This is a genomic window from Ligilactobacillus agilis (assembly GCF_025311475.1).
Taxonomy (GTDB): Bacteria; Bacillota; Bacilli; order Lactobacillales; family Lactobacillaceae; genus Ligilactobacillus; species Ligilactobacillus agilis.
This window is the reverse complement of sequence record NZ_CP104397.1, coordinates 469,909-495,620: the sequence shown is the minus strand read 5'-3', so window position 1 is coordinate 495,620 and position 25,712 is coordinate 469,909. Positions and strand designations below refer to the sequence as shown.

Here is a 25,712-nt window from a genome sequence, read left to right as displayed (position 1 = left end):
TAGTTACGATTAAAGCAAAAACCTTACAATTTGTTATTTTTAGTTGAAATTCAAGCTAACTACCGTCCCCTGGTCTAAAATAGAGCTCACCTTTAAATCGATGTTTAACTTTTGGGCCATGTTTTTAACAATATACAAGCCCATCCCAGTAGCAGCCCCATACTTACGACCATTTGCGCCGGTAAAACCCGCCTCAAAAATGCGGGGCAAATCACTAGCACTGATGCCAATTCCTTGGTCACTAACCTCCAATTTGCCCGCCTGGTAACTAATCTTGACGATCTTGTTAGCCCCACTATACTTGGCAGCGTTAATCAAAATTTGTTCGACTATAAAACTCAACCACTTAGAATCAGTGACTACCTTCACCGGTTTGACCTCAACTTGCAGGCCAATATTTTTCGCGATAAAAAAATTCATGTTTTTTTGGGCCACTGCTTGAATCAAAGCTAATAAATCAACCGGACGAAAATCCAGGTCATGATTAAAATCGGCCATCCGCTCATAGTTAAGCAGCAAATTTAATTGGTAACTAGCCACGTCAACTTGGTGATTAACTTCGGTGGCCGGAATTTCTTCTTTAGTTTGGGCTAACAAGGTTAAGGCGGTCAGCGGGGTTTTGATTTCATGACTCCAAATTTTTAAATAATCCGCCCGCTCTTCATAAATCGTCCGCAACTGCCGCTCGGTTTCCTTTAATTGAGCCTCCTGGTCAGCTAAGTATGCTTCATAAGCTTGTTCTAAGTAACTACTACCCAAAGGACTCTTCCCCTTCTCTAATAACACCAGCTTCCTTGCTTCAGACAATACACTAAGTACAAGACCCCCTAAAGCAAATAGCCACGTTAACCGCAGGTAGTCTAAGACTAATTCAAAGGAAAGCGACTTTAGGTAAACAAGTAGGGTCACAGCCAAAATACTGGCAAAGTAGGCTAGTATTAACGGCCACTTATCCAATAAACTCTTTAGATAAACTCTCATAATACCAATAAGTACCCCTTCCCCCTAACCGTTACTAACTTATCCTTTAATCCAACTGGTTCTAATTTAGTCCGTAGGCGGCTAATGTTGACATTCAAGGCATTTTCATCGATAAAATTATTCCCCTGCCATAAAGCTTGAATTAACTTTAGCTTCGTTACAATTTCACCTTGATTGATTACTAATAGTTTTAAAATCAAACTCTCGGTTGGAGTTAGCTTAACCACAGCTTCTCCTTGACTTAACTCATTAGTTAGCTGGTTTAGCTGATAGCTAGCAAAGGTTAAGAGGTGTTCGTCTGGCTGTTGATCTAAGCGCTTAAATAAGACTTGCATCTTGGCCACCAACAAATCAAGTGCAAAGGGTTTTACCAGGTAATCGTCAGCCCCGATCATTAGCGCACGCACGGCATTTTGGTTGAGGTCTGCCGACGAAATGAAAATAATTGGTACCTTAGTAAACTCCCTTAGCTTTTGCGTCCAATAAAAGCCATCAAAGGCCGGTAAAGAAATATCCATCAAGATTAACTCCGGCTTAAAGGTTTGGACCTGTTCTAACACGTGCTCCCAGTCACTAATAGCCTCAACTTGATACTGCCACTTGGTGAGCTCTTGCTTGATTGCTTCAATAATTGCTGGTTCGTCTTCAAAAATTAGTATCTTCTTCATGGTTCACCTCATCATTATTAGCTTAATGCCTTCCTAACTAACAAGCAAGCAAAAAAAGGCTAGTTGGAAGTCTGTCCAACTAACCTTTTTATCCTTGATGAGACTAGTAAACTGCTAATTCACTTTCAGGGTCAAAGAAATGCGCCTTATTAACATCAAAGCCTAGCTCAAGGCTTTCACCTGGTTGCATAAAGTCACGGGCGTTAACCTTAGAAACAAATTCAGTTGCACCCACCTTACTGTAAAGTTGGGATTCTGCTCCTAGCAATTCTGAAACGACTACTTCCGCCTTAACAACGGAATTAGGGAATGTTTCCAGGAAGGCACGTTCTGAGTGAATATCTTCAGGCCGAATTCCAAAGATAACTTCCTTACCTTCATAGCCTTTGTCCTTAAGAACTTTGAGGCAACCTTCTGGCACTTCTAGCTCTAAATCGTGCTTAGTATCAAAAATCTTATTACCTTTAAGAGTGACTTTAAAGAAGTTCATGGCAGGAGACCCAATGAAGCCACCTACAAAGACATTAGCGGGATTATTATAAATTTCTTGTGGGGTTCCCACTTGTTGAATCTTACCATCACGCATAACTACAATCCGGTCGGCCATTGTCATCGCTTCGGTTTGATCGTGGGTTACGTAAATCGTAGTTGTCTTTAACTCACGGTGTAACTTAGCAATTTCGGCTCTCATTGAAACCCGGAGTTTAGCATCCAAGTTAGACAAGGGTTCGTCCATCAAAAAGATGGGTGCATCCCGAACGATTGCCCGCCCTAAGGCAACCCGTTGACGTTGTCCCCCAGATAGGTCAGCTGGCTTTCTTTGAAGGAATTTTTCTAGGCCTAAGATATCGGCTGCATGGTGAACCCGCTTATCGATTTCGGCCTTATCATACTTTCTTAATTTCAAACCAAAGGCCATGTTATCATAAACTGACATATGGGGATACAAAGCGTAATTTTGGAAAACCATCGCAATGTCGCGGTCTTTAGGGGCTTCATCATTAACTACGCGCCCATCAATTAAAAATTCCCCTTTGGAAATATCTTCTAGTCCAGCAATCATCCGTAAGGTAGTTGATTTACCGCACCCAGAAGGACCGACAAAAACAATGAACTCACGATCGGCAATATCTAGGTTAAAGTCGGTAACGTTGTAAACCCCTGGTTCTGCGTTATCGTAATGTTTATAAATGTGTTTTAATTGCAATTCTGCCATGAAAATCACTCCTATGCTAATTTAACTACCAAGGCATCGTATGGTTCTAACAAGTTGTGTCCCTTAACTAAAGGCTTAGCCCCGTTATCGAGGATGACTTGGCTTATTTCATCTGTTATTTCAATTGAATTTTCCTTGTGACTAAGATTAGCTACCACTAACCATTTTTGCTCCTGGTAAGTTCGGTAGTAAGCAAATACTTCAGGGCTGGTCTTTAAAAGTTGGTAGTCACCTAAAACCACTAAGGGATTATTATTTCTGAGTTCAATTAACTTTTGATAAGTGTAGAAAATAGAATTAGGGTCCGCTAAAGCTTGCGCAACGTTAATTGTTTGATAATTAGGGTTAACAGCTAGCCAAGGTTGGCCTTGACTGAAGCCCGCATTGGGACTTGCATCCCATTGCATTGGGGTCCGTGCGTTATCACGTCCCACTTTATTAATAGCAGCCAAGGCCTCTTTCTGACTCAACCCTTGAGCTAATAACTCTTGGTAAGCATTTCTACTTTCAATATCATCAACTTGGTCAATAGAAGTCACCTTGCGATTAGTCATCCCAATTTCTTCACCCTGGTAGATATAAGGGGTTCCCTTCATCAAGTGAAGTAGGATTGCAAATAGCTTAGCACTCTTAAGCCGGTACTGACCTTCATCACCCCAGCGCGAAACAATTCTTGGGAGGTCATGATTATTCCAAAAAAGACTGTTCCAGCCAGTTTGACTTAATTCCTGCTGCCATTTACTTAAGACCTGCTTTAACTTAGCCACATCCAAGGATTTTACATCCCACTTGCTTTGCCCCTGGTCTAAAGTCATGTGTTCAAACTGGAAGACCATCGCTAACTCTTGGCGTTTAGGATCAGAATATAGCTTAGCTTCCTTAGGACTTGCCCCCCAAGTTTCACCGACTGTCATTAAGTCGCTGTTACCAAAAGTGGCTTGATTCATTTCTTGCAAGTAAGTATGGAGTTTGGGACCGTTGGCCGTAATCTTTTGCGCCGGTTGTTTACCGATTAAATCAATCACATCCATCCGAAAACCACCAATTCCTTTGGCAATCCAAAAATTCATCATTTGGTAGATGGCCTTACGCAAGTTCTCATTGGCCCAATTCAAATCAGGCTGTTGCTTGGTAAATAAGTGCAGGTAGTATTGCTTGAGGTGCTCATCATACTCCCAGGCGCTTCCACCAAAAGTTGAGCCCAAATCATTAGCTTGGTCACTCCAGACATAGAAATCATGGTAAGGGTTAGTTTTACTCCGCTTAGCTTCAATAAACCAGGGATGCTGGTCAGAAGTGTGGTTAACTACTAAATCCATCACAATTCTAATCTGCCGTTTACGAGCTTCTTTAATTAATAAGTCCATATCTTCCATGCTACCATATTCTTCAGCAATTGCTTGATAATCACTAATATCATAACCATTATCAACGTTAGGAGATTGGTAAACCGGTGACAACCAAATGGCCCCGATTCCTAGCTTAGCCAAGTAATCTAAGCGGCTAATAATTCCGGGTAAATCCCCAATCCCATCGCCGTTGCTATCTTGAAATGAGCGGGGATAAATCTGATAAACAACTGCTTTTTGCCACCATTTCATCTGTTACCAATCCTTTCGTCGTTTAAATAGTGCTCGTTGAAGTGGGTTTTAGCATAAACCACTAACATCAAACAGACGGCCGCAATCATCTGAATTGAAATTGCCAAGGAAATATCAAACTTAACAAATTCAACAATCATTGTTAATAAGGTCGCTGGCCCTAAAATACCAACCATTAGCCCCACCGCTTCCTTATAGGAATTAATGGTTAAGGCTGGACTCTTTCTAGCTAGCCACAAGAAGAAGGCCGCCCCGAAGCTAAAGAGTAAATTAGTTACCAAAAAGAGGTTTAATACTAAGGTCATCATTGAAAAACTAATCGCTGCCTTATTACGTAAAAACCAAGTTTGACTTAACTGTTGCTTTAACTTACCTTGATTAGGTGCAAATTGCTTAGTGTAAAAGAGATGGTAACTGACGCCTTTATCCTTTAAGACAAAGCTGTTATTATTCAGCGAAAGCGCCGTTTTATGACTAGCAATATCTTGTTTATCTAAATTAACCCCTACAATCTCACTTCGGTTAGTCAATAAAACCTGTTTGCCTTTAAACGCATAGCCTGACTTAGTGTAAGGAGTCGTTTTGGCCACCCGCTCTAGTTTAGGATTAGCTAACAACTTATTAACCCTGGGCATATATAAAGCTAGATCAGTATCGGTTTGCCCTTGATAAAAGAAGGGGACAGGTAAGACCACCAGCGCTAATAAGAAGAGGGTTACTAAAATTAACTGCCCCCAAGAATAGCTCCCCCGCTCTAAAAACAAGCGCTTAACCGAAGCAAAATTTGTAAAGTAATTAAACGGAAATGGCCGTCTGCGCATCTCTTTTTCCCCCAATCAAATTTAACCCTTGGCACCACCAGCTGTTAAACCAGTTACAAAGTAGCGTTGCAAGTAGAAGAACAGTGCACAAATTGGTAAGGCTACCAAGATGGCCCCGGCTGCGAACAAGGCTACTTGTTGATCTTTAGGGTCAGAAATAAATTCTTGTAACCCGACAGCAACTGTTAAGTGATTTTCTTCTCTCAATAAGTAACGAGCTAACATATAATCTCCGAACGGTCCCATAAATGCCCAAAGAGCTTGAACCGCAATCATTGGTTTAACTAACGGCATGACAATCTTCCAGAAAATGGTGAAGTTACCGGCACCGTCTAGTTTGGCCGACTCGTCAAAGTCGTAAGGAACGGTGTCAAAGTAACCCTTCATTAACCAAGCATTCATAGGAATCCCACCACCGATGTAGATTAAAGTTAAGAACCAGTAGTGATCCAAACCATTCAGCAACATGCCTAATACATAAAAGGCTGTTAAGGCGGCCATGGTTGGTACCATTTGTACCACTAAGAAAAATGTCAGTGACCATTTCTTCCCGACAAAGTTATACCGACTGTAGGTATAACCTGCCAAGGTAACAACTGCTACCTGAACAATGGTGGTCATAATTGAAATTGCTAGTGTATTCCAATACCAAGTACCATAAAGTGTATCCGTAAATAAGCTCGTAAAGTTAGCTAAGGTCCAAGGTCCCTTGAAGCTTAAAGTAAAGGCAACTACATCACTATTCTTAAAAGCCGTCAACATGGTAATTAACAGTGGGTAAATGATAATCACCGCTAGTACAACCATATAGAGGTAAGTAAAGAAGTGCTTGATAAACCGTTGCCGCTTAATGGAGCTTCTTGATTTTTTCTTTGCTGCCATAACTATCCCTCCATATCAAACGCTTTTGTCTTCTTGAAGACGGCTAAGGAAATTCCAATTACGATTAAGGAAATAATAATGGTAATTGCAGATGCTAAGCCGTATTGTGGCGTCGTCCCAGTGGTTAATTTGTAAATCCAGGAAATTAAGATATCTGTATTACCAGCCCCACCGCCGACATCGCCAGGGCCCCCATTATTAAAGAGGTAAATAATGGAGAAGTTATTGAAGTTAAAGGTGTATTGGGTAACAAAGGTTGGAGCGGCCACTGCAAAAATAGCAGGTAAGGTAATGTTTCTGAATTTTTGCCATGCACTAGCTCCATCGATTGTTGCTGCTTCGTATAAGTCGTCGGAGATCGATTGCAAAATCCCGGTTACTAAAACGTAAACGTATGGGAAACCTAACCATCCTTGAATCATTATCAAAGCTACCTTAGTCCAAAATGGATCTGTCATCCAGGAAATTTGTGGAATGTGTAGGAATGGGAATAAGTGGTTCAAAAATGGAATTACTTGCACGTTGATTGCCCCAGCCGAATCGTTGAAAATATTTGAAAAACTCAAAATGGTTACGAAGGCTGGCACCGCCCATGGAAGTAAGAAGATAATCCCAAATATCTTTTTCCCCTTGATAAAGTCTTGGTGAGCAACTACCGCGGTAAAGATTCCTAAGACAATTTGTAAAGTTGAGGCACATAAGGTCCAGATTAAAGTCCACCCAAAGACTGCTCCAAAGGTTGCCTTATAAGAACTTAACGTAAAGATGGCTTTTAAGTTTTCCAAGCCCGTCCAAGAAATTAAGGCAGCAGGTGGAATGTGGTTAAAGTCATAGTTGGTAAAAGCCATAAACAAGGTCACCAGCACCGGCAAAATGATTGTAAAAATCATTAAAATGTAAGCCGGAAAAGTTAGTAAGTATGGAAACCCGTGAGTGGCTAAGCTTTCCTTAATATCAGCAAAGCTTGTTCCTACCTGGCCACCCTTATTAAGGATTTGGGCAACGTGCTTAGCATCTACCATGTTAATAACATAAAACATTACAAATAAAACGAGAATTAATAACTGCAAGGTCCCTCTAACCAGTAAAAACATTGAGTTGTCAACGCCAGGATTATGACCTAGACTGACGATGCCATCAACCGCACTAGCCCCAAAGGTTAGCATTTCAATAATGAACAGGGCAAAAACACCTAGAAAGATGCCCCCCTTGGCCTTTTGACCATTACTGATCTGACCTAACCCAGGGATAAGCGACAGTAACATGGCTTTTTGAGGATTTTTACTTTTCATAAGATCTTCCTCCCTTGATAAAAAGAGGGGCGGACTTGAAAATTAGCGATTTCAAGAGCTCCACCCCTCCTCAAAACTATTGTTGAATCTTAATCTTTATATTTTTGTTGAATTGTTTGCTTGATTTGCTTTACAGCAGCATCTGCAGCTTGTTGAGGTGTCTTCTTACCAGCAGCTGAATCAACAATTAAGTTTTCAGCCCCAGTCCAAACTTCTGCCATTTCTGGGATGTTTGGCATTGGATCTGCATCCTTGTATTGTGCAATAACCGCTTTCGCTAAGTCATTATCACCCTTAGCAACTGCATCACGCGCTTGTTCGTTAGCAGGTACTTCATTGGTATCGTTAAAGAACTTAGTTTGGTTCTTCTTGTTAGTTACATAGTCTAACCACTTTTGGCTTAAGCCTTTTTGTTTGGAGTAGTTAGAAATAACCCAAGCTTTACCACCACCGAAGGCTTGATACTTGTTACCATTGTCAAGGGTTGGCAATGCTGCCACACCGTAGTTAACCTTAGCTTTCTTATACTTAGCAGCCATCCAAGGACCATCGATAATAACAGCTGTCTTGCCACTTGTGAATTGGTCGGTTACAAAGTTTTCGTTAGATGAAGCTGACATCATACCTTTTGGCCAAACATTCTTGAACCAATCGCTGATGTATGTTAACCCTTCAACAGCACCCTTGTTATTCAAGCCAATTTCTTTAGGGTTAGTTCCGTTATCACCAAAGACATAACCACCGTAACCCTTAATTAAACCGTAAGCATTGTAGAAGTTAGTCCATTGAGTTAAGAAGGCTACGTTCTTGGTCTTATCATTTTCATAGGCAAACTTGCTGTCCTTAGATAAGGCTTCCAATTCCTTAAAGGAAGTTGGGGCTTTCTTAATTAAGTCTTTGTTATAATACATAACCAAGGTTTCGATCGTTACGGGTTCACCGTAAGTCTTGCCCTTTAGCGTAACATTTTTCTTATCTGCGTCGTTGTATCGCCCGTCATCAGCCAACTTAACTGTTGCTAATTGGCCTTGCTTACCTAAGACAGCCACCCGGTCAAATGGAGCCATCATTACGTCAGCCGCTTTCCCAGCAGGCCCATCTAACTTCAAAGAATCAAGGGTTGTCAAAGCATCCTTAGTCTTAACGACCACCTTAACCCCGTTTTTCTTTTCAAAGTCACCCTTAATGTCGTTGATGTAGTCCTTATAACCCTTATCAACAGTAACAGTTAAGGTTTTTTGGTTACTTTCGCTTGACTTGCTACCACAAGCAGCTAATCCAACAGTTAAACCAGCGGCTAGCGTTGCTAAACCGACTTTTTTCCAAATACCCATGATATTTCCTCCCAACAACAGCTTTTGGAAGCCGTTTCTTGATTACGTCTCTTATGATACTCATAAATTCGGGTTTACGCAACCGTTTTCACCGTTATTGTTACCGCTAACTTAAATTCTTATCATTCTATTATTCAGCCTCTCTTACTAGTTACAAAAAGCAATCAAAAACGCCTAAGTTTATTAACAACTGCTAATAATTCTTAGACGTTTATTTTTTAAATAAAATTTAACTTTTTTAACAAAATCAACTTACTCAAAAATCGTTTTAGTCAGCTAAACTGATTACAAAGCCACCAGCCTTTAACTGCTTATCACTTAAGCCATTTGCTAATAAAGGCTGACTAACTTTAGGGAGGGCGACAGCTTGGTGGCTCAAGTTAAAGCTTGCCTGCAATTTTTGACCCAAATTCAAGGTTACTAAGCCCGCTTGCTCACTCCAGCTTGGAACCTGATTTAAGTAACTTGTGTATCTCTTTCTTAAAGCAATTAATTTCTTAGTGAAAGTTAGCATTTCTAAGTCCTGCTTAGTTTGATCCCATACCATGCAGGCCCGGCAAGCAGGATCATTGCCCCCAGCCATTCCAACTTCAGTCCCATAATAAATGCAAGGGCTACCTGGAAGTATAAACATTAACGCCAAGGCTTGTTTAACCAAATCTTGATTTCCTTTAGCTAAAGTTAAAATTCGAGCCGTATCATGTGTGTCGAGGGAATTTAACATCACTTGGTTAGTTTGATCCCGATACTTCATCAAGTTATCCAGAAGCGCAGCCAACATTTCTTTAGGCTTCGTTTTCTTTAAGATGACTCCATCCAAAATAGCCTCTGTAAAGGGATAGTTCATAATTGCATCAAATTCTTCTTGGGCTAACCAAGCTTGGGCTGAGTGCCATACTTCGCCAACAACATAGAAATCTGGTTTCAGCGCATGCGTAGCCTCATAGAAGGCTTTCCAAAAATGATGGTCGACTTCGTTAGCCACATCTAACCGCCATGCATCGATATCGAATTGCTTAATCCAATAGGTCGCTATTTCTAAGAGGTAGGCCTTAACTTCTGGGTTAGCGGTATTAAGTTTAGGCATGTGGGGCGTATTGGCAAAAACATCATAGCTGATGTTTTTTGCATGTTCTAGGTCATCTTCTTCATAAGAAACGGGGAATGATTTAACGTGGAACCAATCACTAAAACGAGAAGCCTGGCCATTTTTAACCACATCTTGCCACTGCATAGCAAAATCTCCCATATGGTTAAAGACTGCATCCAGCATAATTTTGATGCCCCGTTTGTGAGCCTCATCAACTAACTCCTTAAACTTAGCCTTGTCTCCAAAGGCAGGGTCAATGTTAAAGTAATCGATGGTGTCATACTTGTGGTTAGATCCGGCTGTAAAGAGCGGACAGAAGTAAATCCCCCCAATTCCTAATTCTTTTAAATAATCTAAGTGGTCGATTACCCCTTGCAAATCCCCACCAAAGTAGTTAGTCCGACTAGGTGGAACACTTCCCCAGGCTAAGGTGCCCTTAGGGTCATTACTCTTATCGCCGTTGGCAAATCTTTCAGGAAAAATTTGATACCAAACTGTGTCTTTAACCCAAGCAGGTGCTTTTTTCCGGTCAACTTCGTGGAAGTAAGGCATTCTAAAGCAGGTGCTTGCTAATAAATGCTTTTTGGTTGCGGGCCAAACATGGCGGTCATCATAAAAATAACTTTGTCCGTCCTTAAAGTCTACCGCAAACAAGTATTGCAGCCGCTTTAAGGGTAAAGACACTTCCGCTTGCCAATAATCATATAACTCGCTAGTCCCCAGTTTGGTCATCGCAACTTCTTGATACTCCCACTGGCTTTCGTCTTTTTCATTAACCTTATTACCATAAGGGTCTCCATAATACAAACTGACCTTACTTACGTCAGCTTTAGCGGTCCGTAATCGAATTTGAAAGACCGTCGGCGTTTTTAAATAGGCCATTTCACTATCAGGACGATGATATAATGCTGCTAGATTCATTAAGCTTCCTCCTCATCATTAATAAAGACGCAACTGCTATAAGCAGCTAATCTTATCTCTTGTTCAACTACTTGGTAGTCTCCGTTTTTAAATGCACAAGTCTGGGGGACAAACTCCCCTTTAAAGACTTGCGATTTAGCAGACAGGTTGGCTAAAACTAAGGCTCGTTTATTATTTAACTGGCGCTCAAAGACTACTAAATCCTCTGCACTTGGCAGAATAATTTCTTGCCCGGCTGTAAATAACGGAGTTTTCTTTAAAGCTAACAGTTGCTTGTAGGCACTAAGGCAACTATCGGCCCGGTGCAACTGGGCTGTAACCGTTACTGGGGCGTCCTCTTTAGTTTCTAACCACGGGGTAGCGTCACTAAAACCTTGGTGAACTTTAGTGTCGTCCCAAGGCATTGGGGTCCGCGCCGCCATTTTATGTTTCAATGGTAATTTAGCCTCGATTTGATTTTGGCTATAGCCAGCTGCTAGGGCCTGCTTGAGCTCGAGCTTTTCTTGGTAAGCTTCCACCGTCTTTAATTCCAAGGACTCTAACCCTAACTCCTCTCCATAATAAATGCAAGGGATTCCCCTTTGGAGATACATTGCTACTGCTAGACTCTTGGCCAATTTTTCCTTAGCCTCACTTGGAACTTCAAACCGACTCAAAACTCGAGGTAAATCATGATTATTCCAGTATAAGGTCGGCAAGGCCCCTAAGCCCAATCCTTGTTGCCACTTGGAAAGTTCCGTTTTTAGGTGAACTAAGTCCAACGTTTGCCGGGCCAAGGCAGGCAAGTCTGGGCTCGGTTTTTCTTTAAAGTACCTAAACGTTACCACCGTATCACACAAGTCCCGCTTAGGGTTAGTGTAATCAAAACCTAAACTAACCTCGGCACTAGCTGCTTCCCCGATGATAAATAAATCCGGCTTTTGTTGCTTTAACTTACTGATAAACTCTTCTAAATATTCTTGGACTAAAGGCAAGTTAGCATAGTATTCCTCAGCTATTTGGGGACCTTTTTTAGCCGTAATCACATTTTGTTTAAAATCGGCCTTTACGATGTGAATAAAGGCATCCAGACGAAAACCATCAACCCCTAAGTTAAGCCAATACTGGGCAATCTTAACCATTTCTTGGCGGACCTTACGGTTATGCCAGTTTAAATCTGGCATCCGCTTATCAAACAGGTGAAAATAATACTCATTATGACCAACTGGTTCCCAAACGCTCCCCCCAAAAAAGGAAGCCCAGTTATTAGGCAACTGCCCACTAGGGGCCGTCTGCCACAAATAGTAATCATGGTAGGGATTATCAGCCCCTTTTAGCGCCTCTTTAAACCAGGGATGCTCATCTGAGGTATGATTCATGACAAAGTCCATAATGATTTTTAAGCCCCGCTCATGGGCAGCAGCAACTAAGGCTTTAAAATCAGATAAAGTCCCAAAGCTGGGATCAATTTGGTAGTAATCGGCCACATCGTAGCCATTATCGACTTGAGGTGACTTATAGATTGGATTCAACCATAGCATGGTAACCCCTAAGTCCTTTAGATAATCCAAACGTTGTTCAATTCCCTTTAAATCCCCAATGCCATCGTGGTTACTATCTTGAAAACTTTTAGGATAAATCTGATAGATGATTGGTTGCATAAGCATCTGTTTCCTTTCTCGTGCTAGTGCGCACTACTAGTTTTGACTTATAGATTCGTTGGTAATTACTACTATCCTGACCATTAATTTTGGCTAACAAAATTTCAACTAAGGCCTGGCCCATTTCTAAAATCGGTTGTTTAATGGTAGTCAAGTCACCGACTTGATCCAAAAAGACCCCGTCATGACCAATTACGCCAAAATCTTCGCCCACCGCTTTACCACTAGCCTTTAAGGCCCGACTAACCCCTAAGGCAATCCGGTCGCTAGCGCAAATAAAGCAGGTATTAGCTTGCCACTGAGCATCTTTAGCCTTGATTAAGTTTGCAGCTATATGTGAATGATTAGCACAGAAATATAATTCACTTTGAAGTTTAGATTCTGCCAACACGTCTAAATAACCTTGACGACGTTTTAGTTCAAACGGCTCTTCGATATCCGTCCCAACGTAAACTAAGTGTTCATAACCACACTTTAAGGCATAATGAGTAGCTAGCCTTAACCCTTCATAATTATCGTTATCAACGAAATCATAGCCATGCCGATTATCACCAAATAAGATTAAAGGTTTATGAAAGGCAGCTAATTTACTGTAATCTAGCTCCCTTAAGCCGGTAATAATATAGCCGTCACACAAACCTGGATTTAACTCGAGTTTAGGAGTGACTTGGAGTGTATACCCGTGTTTTTCGAGTTGCTTAGAAATTCCCACCAGTAAAGTCATATAGTAGGGCTCTACTACCGACATTTCTTCTAAAATAAATAATTTTATAATCCGCGTTTTATGACTAGCCAAAGCCCTAGCTGCTAAATTAGGTTGATAATCTAACTTAGCCATTGCTTCAAAGACTATCTTTTGCAGTTCTTTAGTGACTTTTTCGGGGTGGTTAATTACCCGTGAAACCGTCATCTTAGAGACGTGCGCCTCCTTAGCTACATCAGCTAACGTTACCATTTAATCATCCCTTTGCCTATCTACAAAAAAGGGCAGAAAGATTCCCTTTCCACCCCTATTGTAGAATTGCTGTAATTTAGTGTTTATTTGCCTTGTGCTTGTTGGTAACTAGTAACCAATAGGTCATAGTTTAAGTCAGCCGTTGAACTAACTACTGTATCTGCTTGAGCTAACTCTTCTTTATCACCAATTGCTACGGCTACCATACCTGCAGCCTTAATGGCAGCAACTCCCGCACTAGCATCCTCTAAGCCCACACATTCACTAGGTGCTAGTCCAACTGCCTTAGCTGCTTCAATGAAAATATCTGGCGCTGGTTTGCCAGCCTTCAACTTACTTGGATCCACGATGGCATCAAAATAAGTCAGTAACCCTAATTTTTCTAAAATCATGGGCGCATTCTTGGAAGCCGAAGCCAGTGACAATTTCACTTGCTGTGCCTTTAAATCTGCTAAGAGTTGGCTAATGCCTGGTAAGATATCTGCTTGAGTCAACTTGGAAATAGCCGCTACATAATAAGTATTCTTTTCGTCCGCTAACTCAGCAACTTGCGCTGGGGTATACTTGCCGCTTAACTTACCAAAAGCTAAGATACGCTCTAACGATTCAATCCGGCTAATTCCCTTGAGCTGACTTTCAAATTCAGCCGGTAACTCTAAGTCAAATTTTTCTAAGGCTAACTTACTCCAAGCCTCAAAGTGAAACTTGGCGGTATCCGTAATTACCCCATCTAAATCAAATGCTACACCCTTCAAACTAATGCCTCCTATGCTGTTAATGTTTCTTCGGTACCGTTCAACTTGATTGTTAAATCGTCACCTGCTAGTAAGTCAATCTTGGTACCCGCTTTATCCACGTTTACGCTCAAAAGGCGCCCTCTAAAGTTAATGTGGAAGTTATAGCCATCCCAGTCCTTAGGAACAAATGGGTTAAAGACTAACTGATCATCAATTACCCGCATGCCTGCAAAACCTTGAACAATCGCTAACCAACTACCTGTCATAGAGGTAATGTGCAAACCATCGTTGGTATCGTTATTGTAGTTATCCAAATCTAAGCGGGCTGTCCGTGAGTACATTTCAACCGCCTTATCTTCTTCATGTAAATCAGCAGCTAACACCGCGTGGATGGATGGAGATAAGCTTGATTCGTGAACTGTAAATGGTTCGTAGAAGTCAAAGTTAGCCTTCTTTTGAGCTGGACTAAACTTATCAATGAAGTAGTAAATCCCTTGTAAAACGTCGGCCTGCTTGATATATGGTGACCTTAAAATATGGTCCCATGACCAGTTTTGGTTCAATGGTAATTGGTCGGCAGGGATGGCTGACACCGGACGTAAATCTTTGTCTAAGAAGCCATCATGTTGAACAAAGATTCCTAGTTCTTCATCTTCTGGTAAGTACATCTTGGCTACAATCTCGCGCCACTTGTCACGTTCAGCTTGGTTTAAACCTAGTTCTGCTAATTTATCTTCCCCAACTTTAGCTGCAATTTCGTCGGTGTAAGTTAAGCACCATTTAGCCAACATGTTAGTATACCAGTTGTTATTGACGTTGTTTTCGTATTCGTTTGGTCCAGTAACTCCGTGAATCATGTACTTGTCATTGCGTTGGGAGTAGTGAACCCGGTCGGCCCAGAAACGGGCAATCCCGACTAAGACGTCGAAGCCATCGTGGGTCACATATTCTTGATCACCGGTATAACGAGTATAGTTATAAATTGCATAGGCAATTGTTCCGTTACGGTGAATTTCTTCAAAAGTAATTTCCCATTCGTTATGGCATTCAATTCCGTTGAAAGTTACCATTGGGTACAAGGCACCCTTTAAGCCTTGTTGCTTAGCATTATGATAGGCACCTGGCAACTGCTTGTAGCGGTATTCCAACAAATTTCTCGTTACACTTTGATCTGCGGTTGATAAATATAATGGCACCGCAAAAGCTTCGGTATCCCAGTAAGTAGCGCCACCGTACTTTTCACCAGTAAAGCCCTTAGGCCCAATGTTTAAGCGGGCGTCATCACCGTAGTAAGTGGAAAAGAGTTGGAAGAGGTTAAAACGAATCCCTTGTTGAGCTTCGTCATTACCACTAATTGTCACATCCGCTTTTTGCCACCGCTTAGCCCAAGCCTCCTTTTGATCAGCTAGTAATTGGTCAAAAGTCTTTTCTGCTTGTAAATCAAGGAGCTTGCTAGTAGCTTGGTCTAAGTCTGCTTTAGTTTCATAATCACGCGAAGTCGTAACGATTACTCGTTTTTCAAAGTTAGCCTTAGCCCCAACTGCTAATTCAGTAGCCAAAGTATTGACTACTTCTTTTTCAGCTGTTTGCCCCAAGTCAACGGCCTCTAAGTCGCCACTATTAAACATAGCCATCTCGGTCATGAATTGTGGGGTACCAAAGTTATTAGGGATTGTCTGAGCTACTAAGCGTCCCTCTTTGGCAGACACTTCTTTGCCTAAGACATTCCAAAATTGTTCATCGTAGTTAGCATCTTCGTTATAAACGTCAGCGTCAATTTTAGAAGCAACTTCGACTCTAACCGGAACTGAGCCCACGTTTTCAAATTCAAGTCGGTTAGCGTAAAGTTCTTTTAAGTCAATACTCAAGAAGCGAGTTGAAGTCACCTTTAACTTAGCTTCGCCTCTGTGGATTGTGTAAGTCCGAGTCAAAATCCCTTTTTGCATATCCAGGCTAACTTCAAAGTCCGAATACTTATCTTGGGCAAGGTCGATTGATTCACCGTTAAGCTTAATGTCTACGGAAACAAAGTCTACCGCGTTAATGACTTTACCAAAGTATTCAGGGTAACCGTTTTTCCACCAACCAACTCGGGTCTTATCAGGGAACCAAACGCCCCCGAGATAAATTCCCTTATGGCTATCGGCAGAATATTTTTCTTCAAACATCCCCCGCATTCCCATGTATTCGTTACCAATACTGGTCATACTTTCCTGTAATCTTTTATCTGCTGGATTCAAATCATGACTGATGATTTTCCAAGGATCAATTTCAAAAATTCGTTTCACTATTATTACCACCCTTTAGTTAACATTAATTGTTATAGTTCACCAATAAACTGGAAGGCCTTACATTTCATATCATAGCACAGGCACAAAACTTACGCAACCGGTTTCGTAAATAAATTTTTAATTTGCTTAAATAAAAAGGCACAGCCAATGTCAAGCCTGCCTAACTTGCATTAGCTGCACCTATTATTACTTGGTTGAATCCCGTTTGATAATGGTATGTTCAACTAAGAGGTAGTTCTTAGTGGTTGCCTGGGTTAAAAGCTTAGCCGCTTCCATCCCCAATTCATAGGGGTGAATCTCAACTGACGTCAAGCTTGGATGAACCAGCTGCCCAATCAAAGAGTTATTAAAGCCCGCCAACCCATAGGCATTGGCCGCTAGCCCTAACCTAGTCAAAATTTGTTGAAGAAAAATAGCCGTCATATCGTCACAGGCTACAAAGGCATCCACCTCTGGATTAGTCTCCAAAAAATTAGCTACTAATTCGGTTTGGTCGCTGGACTCCAAGCACAATAAATGTTCGGCCTTGGCCTTTAGGGCATCTTTGTAACCCATATACCGGTCTTCTTGAACCACTTCACTTAAATTAGAGTAAACGTAAGCTACCTCTTGGTAGCCTCGTTTGAGGAGGTAATTAGTCAAATCCTTCCCCGCTTGAACGTTGTCGTTGTTCACGTAACGGGCCCTTTTAGTGACCTTAGCGTAAGGACTGCCCACCACAATGGTCTCGGCTTCCGTTCGCTTTTGAACATAATCAAAGACCGGGTCATTTTCCTTCGAGTAAACAAAGATAAACTTATTAATCTGCCCCTGCTTGCTTAACGTTGTCAAATTCGTGATTAATTCCTCATCGGTTTGCCCAGTAGCCAAGCTAACCATGTAATTACGTTGATTACAAACGGTTACAATTCCTTGGATAATCTGCATGAAGAACGGGTTATTACTGAGGGCTGGTTGATCATGACGGACCGGTAAAACAATCCCAATCATATTATTACTTTTATTAGCCAAATTTTGCGCCAAGTAGTTAGGTGAATAATCTAGCTCCTTCATGGCTTGACGGACTTTCTTTTTGGTTGCTTCACTAATCATGTCGCTATCGTGTAACACTCTTGAGGCAGTTGAAGGTGAAACCCCTGCCAACTTAGCAACATCGCGAATTGTTGTCATTTCCTTCCTCCACTCTTTTTCTTTCTAATCTAGTATAGCACAAGAAATTATTTTAAAAACATGTTGACTTAAAAATAACATGTGCTATGATAATACTTGTAAATGATAAGGCAACAAGTTGAAAGGATGTTTTTTATGAAATATGCAGTTACCGCCGCTACCGGCAAATTTGGTCAAGCCGCCGTTAAGGCTCTATTAGAAAAGCTCCCCAGTCAAGAGTTAGTCATTATTGCTCGTAACCTAACTAAGGCTAAACAACTCTTCCCTGACCTAGAAATTCGCCCTGCTGACTATGACAGTGAAGTTGAACTAACCAAGGCCTTAACGGGGATTGATAAAGTTCTCTTTATTTCTTCGCAACCAGGAGGAGCAGTTAGCCGGGATATTCAACACCAAAATGTTGTTAACACCTTAAAGAAGGCGGGGGTTACCTACGTTGCCTACACTAGCTACCCCCACGCTAATAGCGCCCAAGCCGGCTTAGCAGCTGACCATAAGTTAACCGAACAGCTACTTCAAGCTAGCGGCATTAAGCACAGTTTTTTACGTAATAACTGGTACTTTGAAAATGAACTAGGCTTAATTTCTGGCTTAGCTCAAACCCAAACCGGAGCTTACTGGGCAGATAATAAAACCGGCTGGGCCCTTGAAAGTGAATATGCCCAAGCGGCAGCTAACGTCTTATTGATGGCACATCCTAAGGAAGTCTACGAATTTGCCGGAACTCCCCTTAGCTATGAAGACCTAGCTCAAGCCGTAGGTACAGCTACTAACCAAACAGTAACCCTAACTAAGCTTAGCCACGAAGATTACGTTAACAGCCTGGTGCAAACTGGTTTAGACCATGAAACAGCTGCCCTTTACGCCTCCTTCCAAATTCCAAATTCACTGGGAGATTTAGCTCAGCCAAGTGATGATTTAACCACCGTCTTAGGCAAACAGCCCCTGGAAATTACGGCTGCAATCGCTAACCTACTCCAAAACTAAGCTTGCGTAAGCTCTAAAAACCATGCTAAAATGCTAGCAGCTAAATTTGCGGAGGATTTATTAATGAAGTTTTCATATAAATTAAGTGACGCCATCCACATTCTTGCCTACCTCGAAATTTTCAAAGACGGCGACCGTTCCAGTCGGCAAATCGCAGCCAGCATAGAAGCTAATCCCAGCGTGGTCCGAAGTCTCATGAGTAATTTACGCACTGCCGGTCTAATTGTCACTAGGCAAGGAGCAGCCGGGGCTAACCTAGCCAAAAGTCCGGCTGAAATCAATCTCTACGATGTTTACCAGGCTATCGACATGCAACGCCTCCTTCATATCGACCCCAAGACTAATCCCAACTGTCCAGTGGGGGCCAACATTCAGACCGTTTTAGACCAGGTTTATACCGCGGCTGAGCAAGCAGCCTTTGCCAAGCTAAAAGACACCAGCTTAGCAGATGTTATCGCAGCTATAACAGCCCGCTTTTAATACTAAAAAAGAGCTGTCAGTTCCATTTTTTGAGAAACTGACAGCTCTTTTGCTTGGCTAAAGCAAAGTGCTCAGCAAGGTTAAAATTGCTAGCCCACCTTGCATCAAAATAATCTTGGGATTGCTCGTTAAACTTCCATATACAGCCACCAAGATAATGTAGCCCATTAGTATTACAGTCGCGACCTTACTTGCAAACACAAAGACTGCTAGTAAAATCAACACAGCTAGTAACCCGTTGTAGATCCCTTGATTTTTAAAGAGAGTTTGGACCGTAGGGTTGCTTAAATCTGCCGGTGTCAATTTAAAAACTTTGGCCGTCTTGGCAGAGGTGGTTCTAAATGTTTCTAGGTACATGATATAGAAAAATTCAAGTGCCACCAGGGTAGCTAAAATCAGCGTTAACTTACTCATTAACTAACTTTCCTTTCAAAATAATTTTCAGTTTATTCTACTCATTTTTTAGGTAACAGACAACCTTTTTTGAAAAACTTTCGGAAATTTGTTGCAAATTACTTCATGTATATACAAGAAATTTGAATTTTGCCCTTAATTTAAATATATTTCATCCGATTTTGTTAGTAAACCATTCCATACAGAAAGTTGTGATTAATGTGCACGTTCGTTTTACATTCGGCAAAAGTATCAAGACTAAGTTATTAGTTCCTTTTGTCACCTTAGTTTTTATCATTTGTGTCATTTTTAGTCTTAGTTCTCTTAATTCTTTAAAATCAACCGTTACAAATCTAGGCATCTCTCAAAGTAAACTAGCTGCTAAGACAGCAGCCGATAGTTTAAATCCAGCTGACGTGAAAAAAGTAAGTGTAACACACAAAAATAACTCATCCTATCGTAAAATCCGGGCAGACTTACTCCGAATTACTACCGGTAGTGATATTAAATATGCTTACACCATTATTAAAAATAATGACCAGTACGTATTCCAAGTAGACGGTGATAAAAATGATCCAACTGCTCTTGGAAGTGCTTTTACCAGTGATAAAGAGTTGGTCACTAAAGCTTTCTCGGGTCAAGTAACTTCAAACTCAAAAATTCAAAAAACTGAAGATGGTTATCTAATTACCGTCTACCGCCCAATTATGGACAAAAATGGTAAGGTAGTTGCTGTTATTGGAGTTGACTTTGGTGCCGATGAAGCAATGGCCATGCTCAAGCAAAAAGCTCTCTTCTTAGTTGCTATTAGCCTAATTTGCTTAGCTGCTTCAACTATTTTTCTCAATTTTGGTTTATCTGTACTACAAAAATTTATTCGCAATATCGACCAAAATATCTACGACCTGGCCCATACTGATGGCGATTTAACCAAACGTCTAGATATTAAATCAAATGACGAATTTGAAACTATGGCTAACCATGTTAATGATCTGCTAGATAACCTACAAGAAGTTATGAAAAAAATTACTGCTGGAGCAACTTCAGTAGATAGTGCTTCTAAACAAATGGTTACTAATATTACCGGAGTTCAAGCTGGTGTTGCTGATGTTTCTGCTTCTATGGAAGAAATGTCAGCTTCCATGGAAGAAACAACCGCCTCAATGAGTGAAATCAATGATTCAATTCAGGAAATCAAAACTACCACTCAAGATATTGCCAGTCGTGCTAATAGCGGTTTTAAAGATAGCCAAGCTACTATCACTAAAGCAGAAAATATCTACCAAACTTCCAGCCAACAAAAAGCTGAGGCTAATGATGAAGTAGCTGCAATTACTGCTAAACTTAACTCCAAAATTGCCGGAGCTCAAGCTGTTGAGCAAGTTAAACAATTAACCAGTCAAATTATTGCTATTGCCCAACAAACTAACCTCCTTTCATTAAATGCAGCAATTGAAGCTGCCCGCTCCGGTGAAGCCGGTAAGGGCTTTGCCGTGGTCGCCCAAGAAATCGGCCAACTGGCTAGCCAATCAAGTGATGTGGCCAATGAAATCAGCACGGTTTCTGCCCAAGTCATTCAAGTTGTAACTGAATTAAGTGGGGAAGCTAAACACGTCGGGGATTTCCTCAACGAAACAGTAACTACTGGTTATAACCAGCTACTAGACATCGCCAAGGATTACCAGGGGCAAGCCGAAACCCTCGGGGCCCTTCTCAAAGACTTCGCCCAAAGCAGCCAGGGCTTAGATCAAAAGCTAGATGCCATTGCCCAATCAACCCAGGCTGTTAATACCGCAACCGATGAGAGTGCCAAGGGCATCACCCAAGTCACCGAAAGTGCCATGGACATCACCAATAAGGTTGAGGAATTAAAACAAGTGGCTAAGCAAAACGAACAAACGGCTGCTAACCTCCAAAAAACGGTCGCCTACTTTAAACTGCAATAGACACTAAAAAAATAAGCCCATCAATTTTGATGAGCTTATTTTTTTAGTTCTTTTCTTTAATTTCTCGCCGGGAATGAGCAGGCTTGGCAAAAATCATCCGGCCGGCATCGGTTTGGATGGCACTTGTTACTTCAACTTCAATCGTCTTATTCATGAAGTAGCGCCCGTCTTCAACCACAATCATGGTCCCATCGTCTAGATAGGCGACCCCTTGTTGGCGCTCAGTCCCATTTTTAATTACCATTACATTAAGTTTTTCACCAGGAATTACCCGGGGCTTTAAGGACTTAGCCAGGGCATTAACGTTTAGGACCCGCACATTTTGAAACTCGCTAACCTTATTGAGATTATAGTCGTTGGTGATGATTTCTGCATCCAACAACTTAGCCAGCTTGATTAGTTTGGTATCGACTTCTTGAATATCTTCAAAGTCGCCTTCATACATTTCAACCGGAACTAACTTTTCGGTCCGGAGTTTATTTAGGATGTCTAAGCCCCGTCTGCCCCGTACTCGCTTGATGCTGTCACCAGAATCGGCGATGTATTGCAATTCGTATAAGACGAAGTTAGGTACAATCAGAGTTCCTTCTAAAAAGCCCGTCTTGGCTAAATCATAGATCCGACCATCAATTAAAATATTGGTGTCTAATAACTTATACTTATAAAAGTTTTCGCCAACTTTACGTTCCAGCACCTCTTCTTCAGGAGTAGCTTTCACCACTTCACTTTCGGCCTTTTTCTTAAGGGCAAAAAGCTTAGGTAAATCGCTGAAGCGCATCTTCCCCACGATAAAGCCCAGGTAGCCAAAAATAATCATCAACACAACCGGTAAAATGGTATTAAAGAAGAATAATTGCGAATGCGAGAACAGAGTTGAAATCAAGGCAGCAATCACTAAGCCGACAATCATTGAAATTCCCTCTGTAATTAAAACTTCCGGCTTTTGATGGAGGAGGCTACTTTCAATCTTTTTAATTAAAGCTTCCAAAGGGTTAGATAGTAGTAGACCTAAAAAAGACATTATCACTAACCCTAAAAACATATTCATAATTGGATTAACCAACCAAGGCTGGTTAAAATTAGCTAAACGCCATGCCCAGGGAAAAAAGGAATAGCCTATCCCAATCCCTAAAATGGCAAAGACAATCTTGATTAATCTCTTGCGCATATTGTTAACAATTCCTTTCATCAAAATATTCCTAGTCAAAGGCAATGTGGAGCGCTTCGTTTAAAGTCGTCACCCCTAAAACCTGGATGCCAGCCGGAAAGTCCCAACCGTCTAGGTTATTTTTAGGAACGATTACCCGCTTAAAACCTAGCTTAGCGGCTTCTGCCACCCGTTGTTCAATCCTAGTCACCGTCCGGACCTCACCGGTCAAGCCTAACTCACCGATAAAGCAGTCGCTCGCCCGGGTTTCCTTATCCCGGTAAGAGGACACCAAACTAACTGCAATCGCTAAGTCAATCGCAGGTTCGTCTAGCTTAACGCCCCCCGCGGCCTTTAGGTAGGCATCCTGATTTTGTAATAGCAAGCCGGCCCGCTTTTCTAAAACGGCCATAATCAACGAAACCCGGTTATGGTCAAGACCGGTCGTGGTCCGCTTAGCATTCCCAAAGGCAGTTGGGGTTACCAGGGCTTGGAGTTCAACCAAAATTGGGCGGGTTCCTTCAAGTGAAGCCACCACTGCCGACCCGGTTGCACCTTGCAGCCGTTCTTCCAAAAAGATTTCTGACGGGTTAGCGACCTCATATAAGCCCCCTTCCCGCATCTCAAAAATCCCAATTTCATTGGTGGAGCCAAAGCGGTTTTTGACGGCCCGCAAAATCCGAAAGGTCCTTTGCTTATCCCCTTCAAAATAAAGGACGGTATCAACCATGTGCTCTAAGATCTTGGGTCCGGCAATGGCGCCCCCCTTAGTTACGTGGCCAACAATGAAGATGGTAATGCCGTTGGTCTTGGCTAATTGCATCAAATCGGCGGTTACTTCCCTAATTTGGGCAACGCTGCCGACAGCCGAAGTCATCTCTGGTTCTTGCATGGTTTGAACCGAGTCAATAATGACATAATCTGGTTTCAAATCACTGATACTTTGACGAACCGCCCCCATATCAGTTTCGGGGTAGAGGTAAAATTCGCTACCGCCAACCCCTAGCCGGTCCGCCCGCATCTTAATTTGACTGGCACTTTCTTCACCAGAAACGTATAAGACCCGGCTCTTTAAGTCAGCTAATTGACCCGAAACCTGCAATAATAGGGTGGATTTACCAATTCCCGGGTCCCCCCCAATCAAAACCAAGGAGCCAGGGACAATCCCCCCGCCTAACACCCGGTTTAGTTCTTTTAGGTTGGTTTTGATGCGGGGTGTTTTTTCAATGCTAACTTGCTCGATTAATTGCGGGCTAACCTTGGTGCCACTGATGGTCACCCGCGCATTCGCAGCTGCCTTGGGACTAGTCTTTTCTTCGATTTCTTCTACCAGGCTGTTCCAGGCTCCACAGTTAGGACAGCGGCCCAAATACCGTGGGGAGCTGTAACCACATTCCTGGCAGACATACTTTGTTTTGGTTTTCGCCACAAGTTCACCTTCTTTTAACGGCCGGAAGACCCAAAGCCCCCAATCCGCTTTTGACTAGGACTTTGTTCCCCATCGGCTAGGAGGTAAGGCATAAAGATGCCCTGCCCGACCCGTTCACCTTTTTTAATCACTTGGTCTGTGAGGCCAAAATTTAATAACTGGAAGAAAATTTCTCCCTCGTTGGCTTCATTATCATAATAATCCGCGTCAACAATGCCGACCCCGTTAGGTAAAATCAAGCTCCGCTTTAGGGGACTACTTGAGCGGTTGGCTAGGAGTAAAAATTCGTCTGCTTGCATGTAAGCCTTGATACCAGTAGGAACTAGGTAGGGCTTTAAAATCTTTTGGCCTAATAACAACTCTTCGTCACTGACTTCTTTTTGTTTTCTTAAAGCATGTAACACTTTTAAAAAGCCCAGCTTCCAAATTGAAGGCAAGACAAAGTCTTCCCGGGCATAAAAATCATAACCGGCGGCATTTTTAGTAGCCCGCGTTGGTAATTTAATCTCTTGCTCTTTGTACTTAGAAATTACTTTAAATCCTCTTTTCATGAATTAACCTCTCTCATCGATACTTATCTATTATGATACCATTCTTTTTAGCTGGCTTCACGTAAAAGGCAAGCTAATATGATATAATTAACTTAAATTAAATATTTTTATTGGGGGTTAGATTTTATGTACACTTGGACAGATAATTCAATGGATTACGCCAACGAAGAAGGTCGCCATCTGGCTAATATCGGCTTTTCAATGATTGATGCCAACCAAACCTATGTGGTTGAACATACCTGGGTGTCAGAAGATGCTCGGGGCATGGGGTTAGCCGGCAAAATCACCGTTAACTTCTTAGAACATGCTAGGGCAGAAGGCAAAAAGGTCTTGCCTCTGTGCCCATATACTAAAAAATTTTTTGAAAAACACCCTGAATACGCCGACTTGCTCAAGGCTTAAATTTCACTAAAAAAGAGAGCGCTTCAACTAATTAAGAAAGTAGGGACTAAAAATGAATCAAACTGAACTAAAAAAACTAGTTGGTCAAAAATCCGTCGACTGGATTAAAGACGGCATGATTGTTGGCCTAGGTACCGGCTCAACCGTCAAATTCATGGTGGATGAACTAGGACGCAAGGTTAAAGAAGAAGGTTTAAACGTGGTGGGGGTTACGACCTCTAACGTAACCGCCAAGCAAGCAACCGAACTAGGAATTCCTTTAAAATCGGTTGATGAAGTTGACCACATTGACTTAACCATTGATGGGGCCGACGAAATTTCCGCCGACTTCCAAGGAATCAAAGGCGGTGGCGCCGCCCTCTTATTTGAAAAAATCGTAGCCACTAACTCTAAGAAAAACCTGTGGATTGTCGATGAAAGTAAAATGGTAGAAACCCTAGGTGCCTTTCCCCTTCCCGTTGAAGTCATCCCTTATGGGAGCCAACGCATCTTTGACCGCTTTGAAGAAAAAGGTTTAAACCCTAGCTTCCGCAAGAAAGCAGACGGCGGCTTACTCTTAACCGACTCCGATAACTACATTATCGACCTCCACCTCGGTAGAATTGAAGATCCCCATGCCCTAGCCGACTACCTCATTAAACAAGTTGGGGTGGTGGAACACGGACTCTTCTTAGACCGTGTAAACACCGTCATCGTCGGTAAGCAAACTGGTCCCGAGGTCTTAGAAGCCCGTTAAGACTTTACTTAGATTTCTAATCAGTTTACAATGAAATTAGTT

At 41.9% G+C, this 25,712-nt stretch carries 23 protein-coding genes; 5 read left to right on the top strand and 18 right to left on the bottom strand.

The annotated features are described in order from the left end of the window. Nucleotides 1–39: 39 nt before the first annotated feature. From N4597_RS02380 to N4597_RS02315, 14 genes are all read right to left on the bottom strand, one after another. Entirely contained in the window at nucleotides 40–981 is a 942-nt protein-coding gene (locus tag N4597_RS02380) for a sensor histidine kinase (RefSeq protein ID WP_260904459.1), read from the bottom strand. Beyond that, nucleotides 978–1,649: a response regulator transcription factor gene (locus N4597_RS02375; protein ID WP_260904457.1), complete on the bottom strand. Its 672-nt coding sequence runs from the start codon at nucleotides 1,647–1,649 to the stop codon at nucleotides 978–980. The genes N4597_RS02380 and N4597_RS02375 overlap by 4 nt, the downstream gene beginning before the upstream one ends. A gap of 103 nt (nucleotides 1,650–1,752) precedes the next feature. Beyond that, nucleotides 1,753–2,865: an ABC transporter ATP-binding protein gene (locus N4597_RS02370; protein ID WP_056977100.1), complete on the bottom strand. Its 1,113-nt coding sequence runs from the start codon at nucleotides 2,863–2,865 to the stop codon at nucleotides 1,753–1,755. Nucleotides 2,866–2,876: 11 nt separating this feature from the next. Next, complete coding sequence (locus N4597_RS02365; protein WP_172585094.1) at nucleotides 2,877–4,466, bottom strand: glycoside hydrolase family 13 protein; 1,590 nt, start codon at nucleotides 4,464–4,466, stop codon at nucleotides 2,877–2,879. Next, on the bottom strand, nucleotides 4,463–5,287 hold the full coding sequence (locus N4597_RS02360; protein WP_260904452.1) for a maltodextrose utilization protein MalA: 825 nt from the start codon (nucleotides 5,285–5,287) through the stop codon (nucleotides 4,463–4,465). Before N4597_RS02360 ends, N4597_RS02365 begins: the two co-directional genes overlap by 4 nt. 21 nt (nucleotides 5,288–5,308) lie before the next feature. Beyond that, nucleotides 5,309–6,169 carry a sugar ABC transporter permease gene (locus tag N4597_RS02355; protein ID WP_056977097.1) on the bottom strand — a complete coding sequence of 287 codons (861 nt, stop codon included), beginning with the start codon at nucleotides 6,167–6,169 and terminating at the stop codon, nucleotides 5,309–5,311. A gap of 2 nt (nucleotides 6,170–6,171) precedes the next feature. Continuing rightward, on the bottom strand, nucleotides 6,172–7,461 hold the full coding sequence (locus tag N4597_RS02350) for a sugar ABC transporter permease (protein WP_089144256.1): 1,290 nt from the start codon (nucleotides 7,459–7,461) through the stop codon (nucleotides 6,172–6,174). Nucleotides 7,462–7,550: 89 nt separating this feature from the next. Further along, nucleotides 7,551–8,795 carry an extracellular solute-binding protein gene (locus N4597_RS02345; protein ID WP_260904451.1) on the bottom strand — a complete coding sequence of 415 codons (1,245 nt, stop codon included), beginning with the start codon at nucleotides 8,793–8,795 and terminating at the stop codon, nucleotides 7,551–7,553. A 268-nt stretch (nucleotides 8,796–9,063) separates the two neighbouring features. Then, nucleotides 9,064–10,806 carry a glycoside hydrolase family 13 protein gene (locus N4597_RS02340; protein ID WP_260904450.1) on the bottom strand — a complete coding sequence of 581 codons (1,743 nt, stop codon included), beginning with the start codon at nucleotides 10,804–10,806 and terminating at the stop codon, nucleotides 9,064–9,066. After that, nucleotides 10,806–12,452, bottom strand: a complete 1,647-nt coding sequence (locus tag N4597_RS02335) for an alpha-glucosidase (RefSeq protein WP_260904448.1) — start codon at nucleotides 12,450–12,452, stop codon at nucleotides 10,806–10,808. Before N4597_RS02335 ends, N4597_RS02340 begins: the two co-directional genes overlap by 1 nt. Then, complete coding sequence (locus tag N4597_RS02330; RefSeq protein WP_089144260.1) at nucleotides 12,415–13,401, bottom strand: LacI family DNA-binding transcriptional regulator; 987 nt, start codon at nucleotides 13,399–13,401, stop codon at nucleotides 12,415–12,417. The genes N4597_RS02335 and N4597_RS02330 overlap by 38 nt, the downstream gene beginning before the upstream one ends. Before the next feature lie 83 nt (nucleotides 13,402–13,484). Further along, on the bottom strand, nucleotides 13,485–14,156 hold the full coding sequence (pgmB, locus tag N4597_RS02325) for a beta-phosphoglucomutase (RefSeq protein WP_056977091.1): 672 nt from the start codon (nucleotides 14,154–14,156) through the stop codon (nucleotides 13,485–13,487). An 11-nt stretch (nucleotides 14,157–14,167) separates the two neighbouring features. Further along, nucleotides 14,168–16,426: a glycoside hydrolase family 65 protein gene (locus tag N4597_RS02320; RefSeq protein ID WP_260904443.1), complete on the bottom strand. Its 2,259-nt coding sequence runs from the start codon at nucleotides 16,424–16,426 to the stop codon at nucleotides 14,168–14,170. A 189-nt stretch (nucleotides 16,427–16,615) separates the two neighbouring features. After that, entirely contained in the window at nucleotides 16,616–17,599 is a 984-nt protein-coding gene (locus tag N4597_RS02315; RefSeq protein ID WP_056977089.1) for a LacI family DNA-binding transcriptional regulator, read from the bottom strand. Nucleotides 17,600–17,734: 135 nt separating this feature from the next. Between N4597_RS02315 and N4597_RS02310 the strand changes: the two genes are divergently transcribed. Together N4597_RS02310 and N4597_RS02305 are read left to right on the top strand one after the other, a co-directional pair. Next, the gene (locus N4597_RS02310; protein WP_260904438.1) at nucleotides 17,735–18,586 is read left to right on the top strand and encodes an NAD(P)H-binding protein; all 852 of its coding nucleotides are present in this window, start codon (nucleotides 17,735–17,737) and stop codon (nucleotides 18,584–18,586) included. A 63-nt stretch (nucleotides 18,587–18,649) separates the two neighbouring features. Continuing rightward, nucleotides 18,650–19,066 carry an Rrf2 family transcriptional regulator gene (locus N4597_RS02305; protein ID WP_172577809.1) on the top strand — a complete coding sequence of 139 codons (417 nt, stop codon included), beginning with the start codon at nucleotides 18,650–18,652 and terminating at the stop codon, nucleotides 19,064–19,066. 57 nt (nucleotides 19,067–19,123) lie between these two features. On the opposite strand, the gene N4597_RS02300 is transcribed toward N4597_RS02305, so the two are convergent. After that, entirely contained in the window at nucleotides 19,124–19,480 is a 357-nt protein-coding gene (locus N4597_RS02300; RefSeq protein ID WP_089144265.1) for a DUF1304 domain-containing protein, read from the bottom strand. A 191-nt stretch (nucleotides 19,481–19,671) separates the two neighbouring features. On the opposite strand from N4597_RS02300, the gene N4597_RS02295 reads away from it, so the two are divergent. Then, the gene (locus N4597_RS02295; protein ID WP_260904433.1) at nucleotides 19,672–21,405 is read left to right on the top strand and encodes a methyl-accepting chemotaxis protein; all 1,734 of its coding nucleotides are present in this window, start codon (nucleotides 19,672–19,674) and stop codon (nucleotides 21,403–21,405) included. 43 nt (nucleotides 21,406–21,448) lie between these two features. On the opposite strand, the gene N4597_RS02290 is transcribed toward N4597_RS02295, so the two are convergent. Genes N4597_RS02290 through N4597_RS02280 form a run of 3 tightly spaced genes read right to left on the bottom strand, consistent with a single transcriptional unit; the run spans nucleotide 21,449 to nucleotide 24,532 of the window. After that, nucleotides 21,449–22,573, bottom strand: a complete 1,125-nt coding sequence (locus tag N4597_RS02290) for a PIN/TRAM domain-containing protein (RefSeq protein ID WP_056975642.1) — start codon at nucleotides 22,571–22,573, stop codon at nucleotides 21,449–21,451. A 31-nt stretch (nucleotides 22,574–22,604) separates the two neighbouring features. Beyond that, the gene (gene radA / locus N4597_RS02285; protein WP_056975644.1) at nucleotides 22,605–23,981 is read right to left on the bottom strand and encodes a DNA repair protein RadA; all 1,377 of its coding nucleotides are present in this window, start codon (nucleotides 23,979–23,981) and stop codon (nucleotides 22,605–22,607) included. Between the two features lie 14 nt (nucleotides 23,982–23,995). Continuing rightward, a complete protein-coding gene (locus N4597_RS02280; protein WP_260904428.1) occupies nucleotides 23,996–24,532 on the bottom strand; it encodes a dCTP deaminase/dUTPase family protein in 537 nt (178 codons plus the stop codon). 126 nt (nucleotides 24,533–24,658) lie between these two features. On the opposite strand from N4597_RS02280, the gene N4597_RS02275 reads away from it, so the two are divergent. Continuing rightward, nucleotides 24,659–24,934 carry a GNAT family N-acetyltransferase gene (locus N4597_RS02275; RefSeq protein ID WP_056975650.1) on the top strand — a complete coding sequence of 92 codons (276 nt, stop codon included), beginning with the start codon at nucleotides 24,659–24,661 and terminating at the stop codon, nucleotides 24,932–24,934. Between the two features lie 52 nt (nucleotides 24,935–24,986). Further along, nucleotides 24,987–25,670 carry a ribose-5-phosphate isomerase RpiA gene (gene rpiA, locus N4597_RS02270; RefSeq protein ID WP_056975652.1) on the top strand — a complete coding sequence of 228 codons (684 nt, stop codon included), beginning with the start codon at nucleotides 24,987–24,989 and terminating at the stop codon, nucleotides 25,668–25,670. The last annotated feature ends 42 nt before the right edge of the window (nucleotides 25,671–25,712 follow it).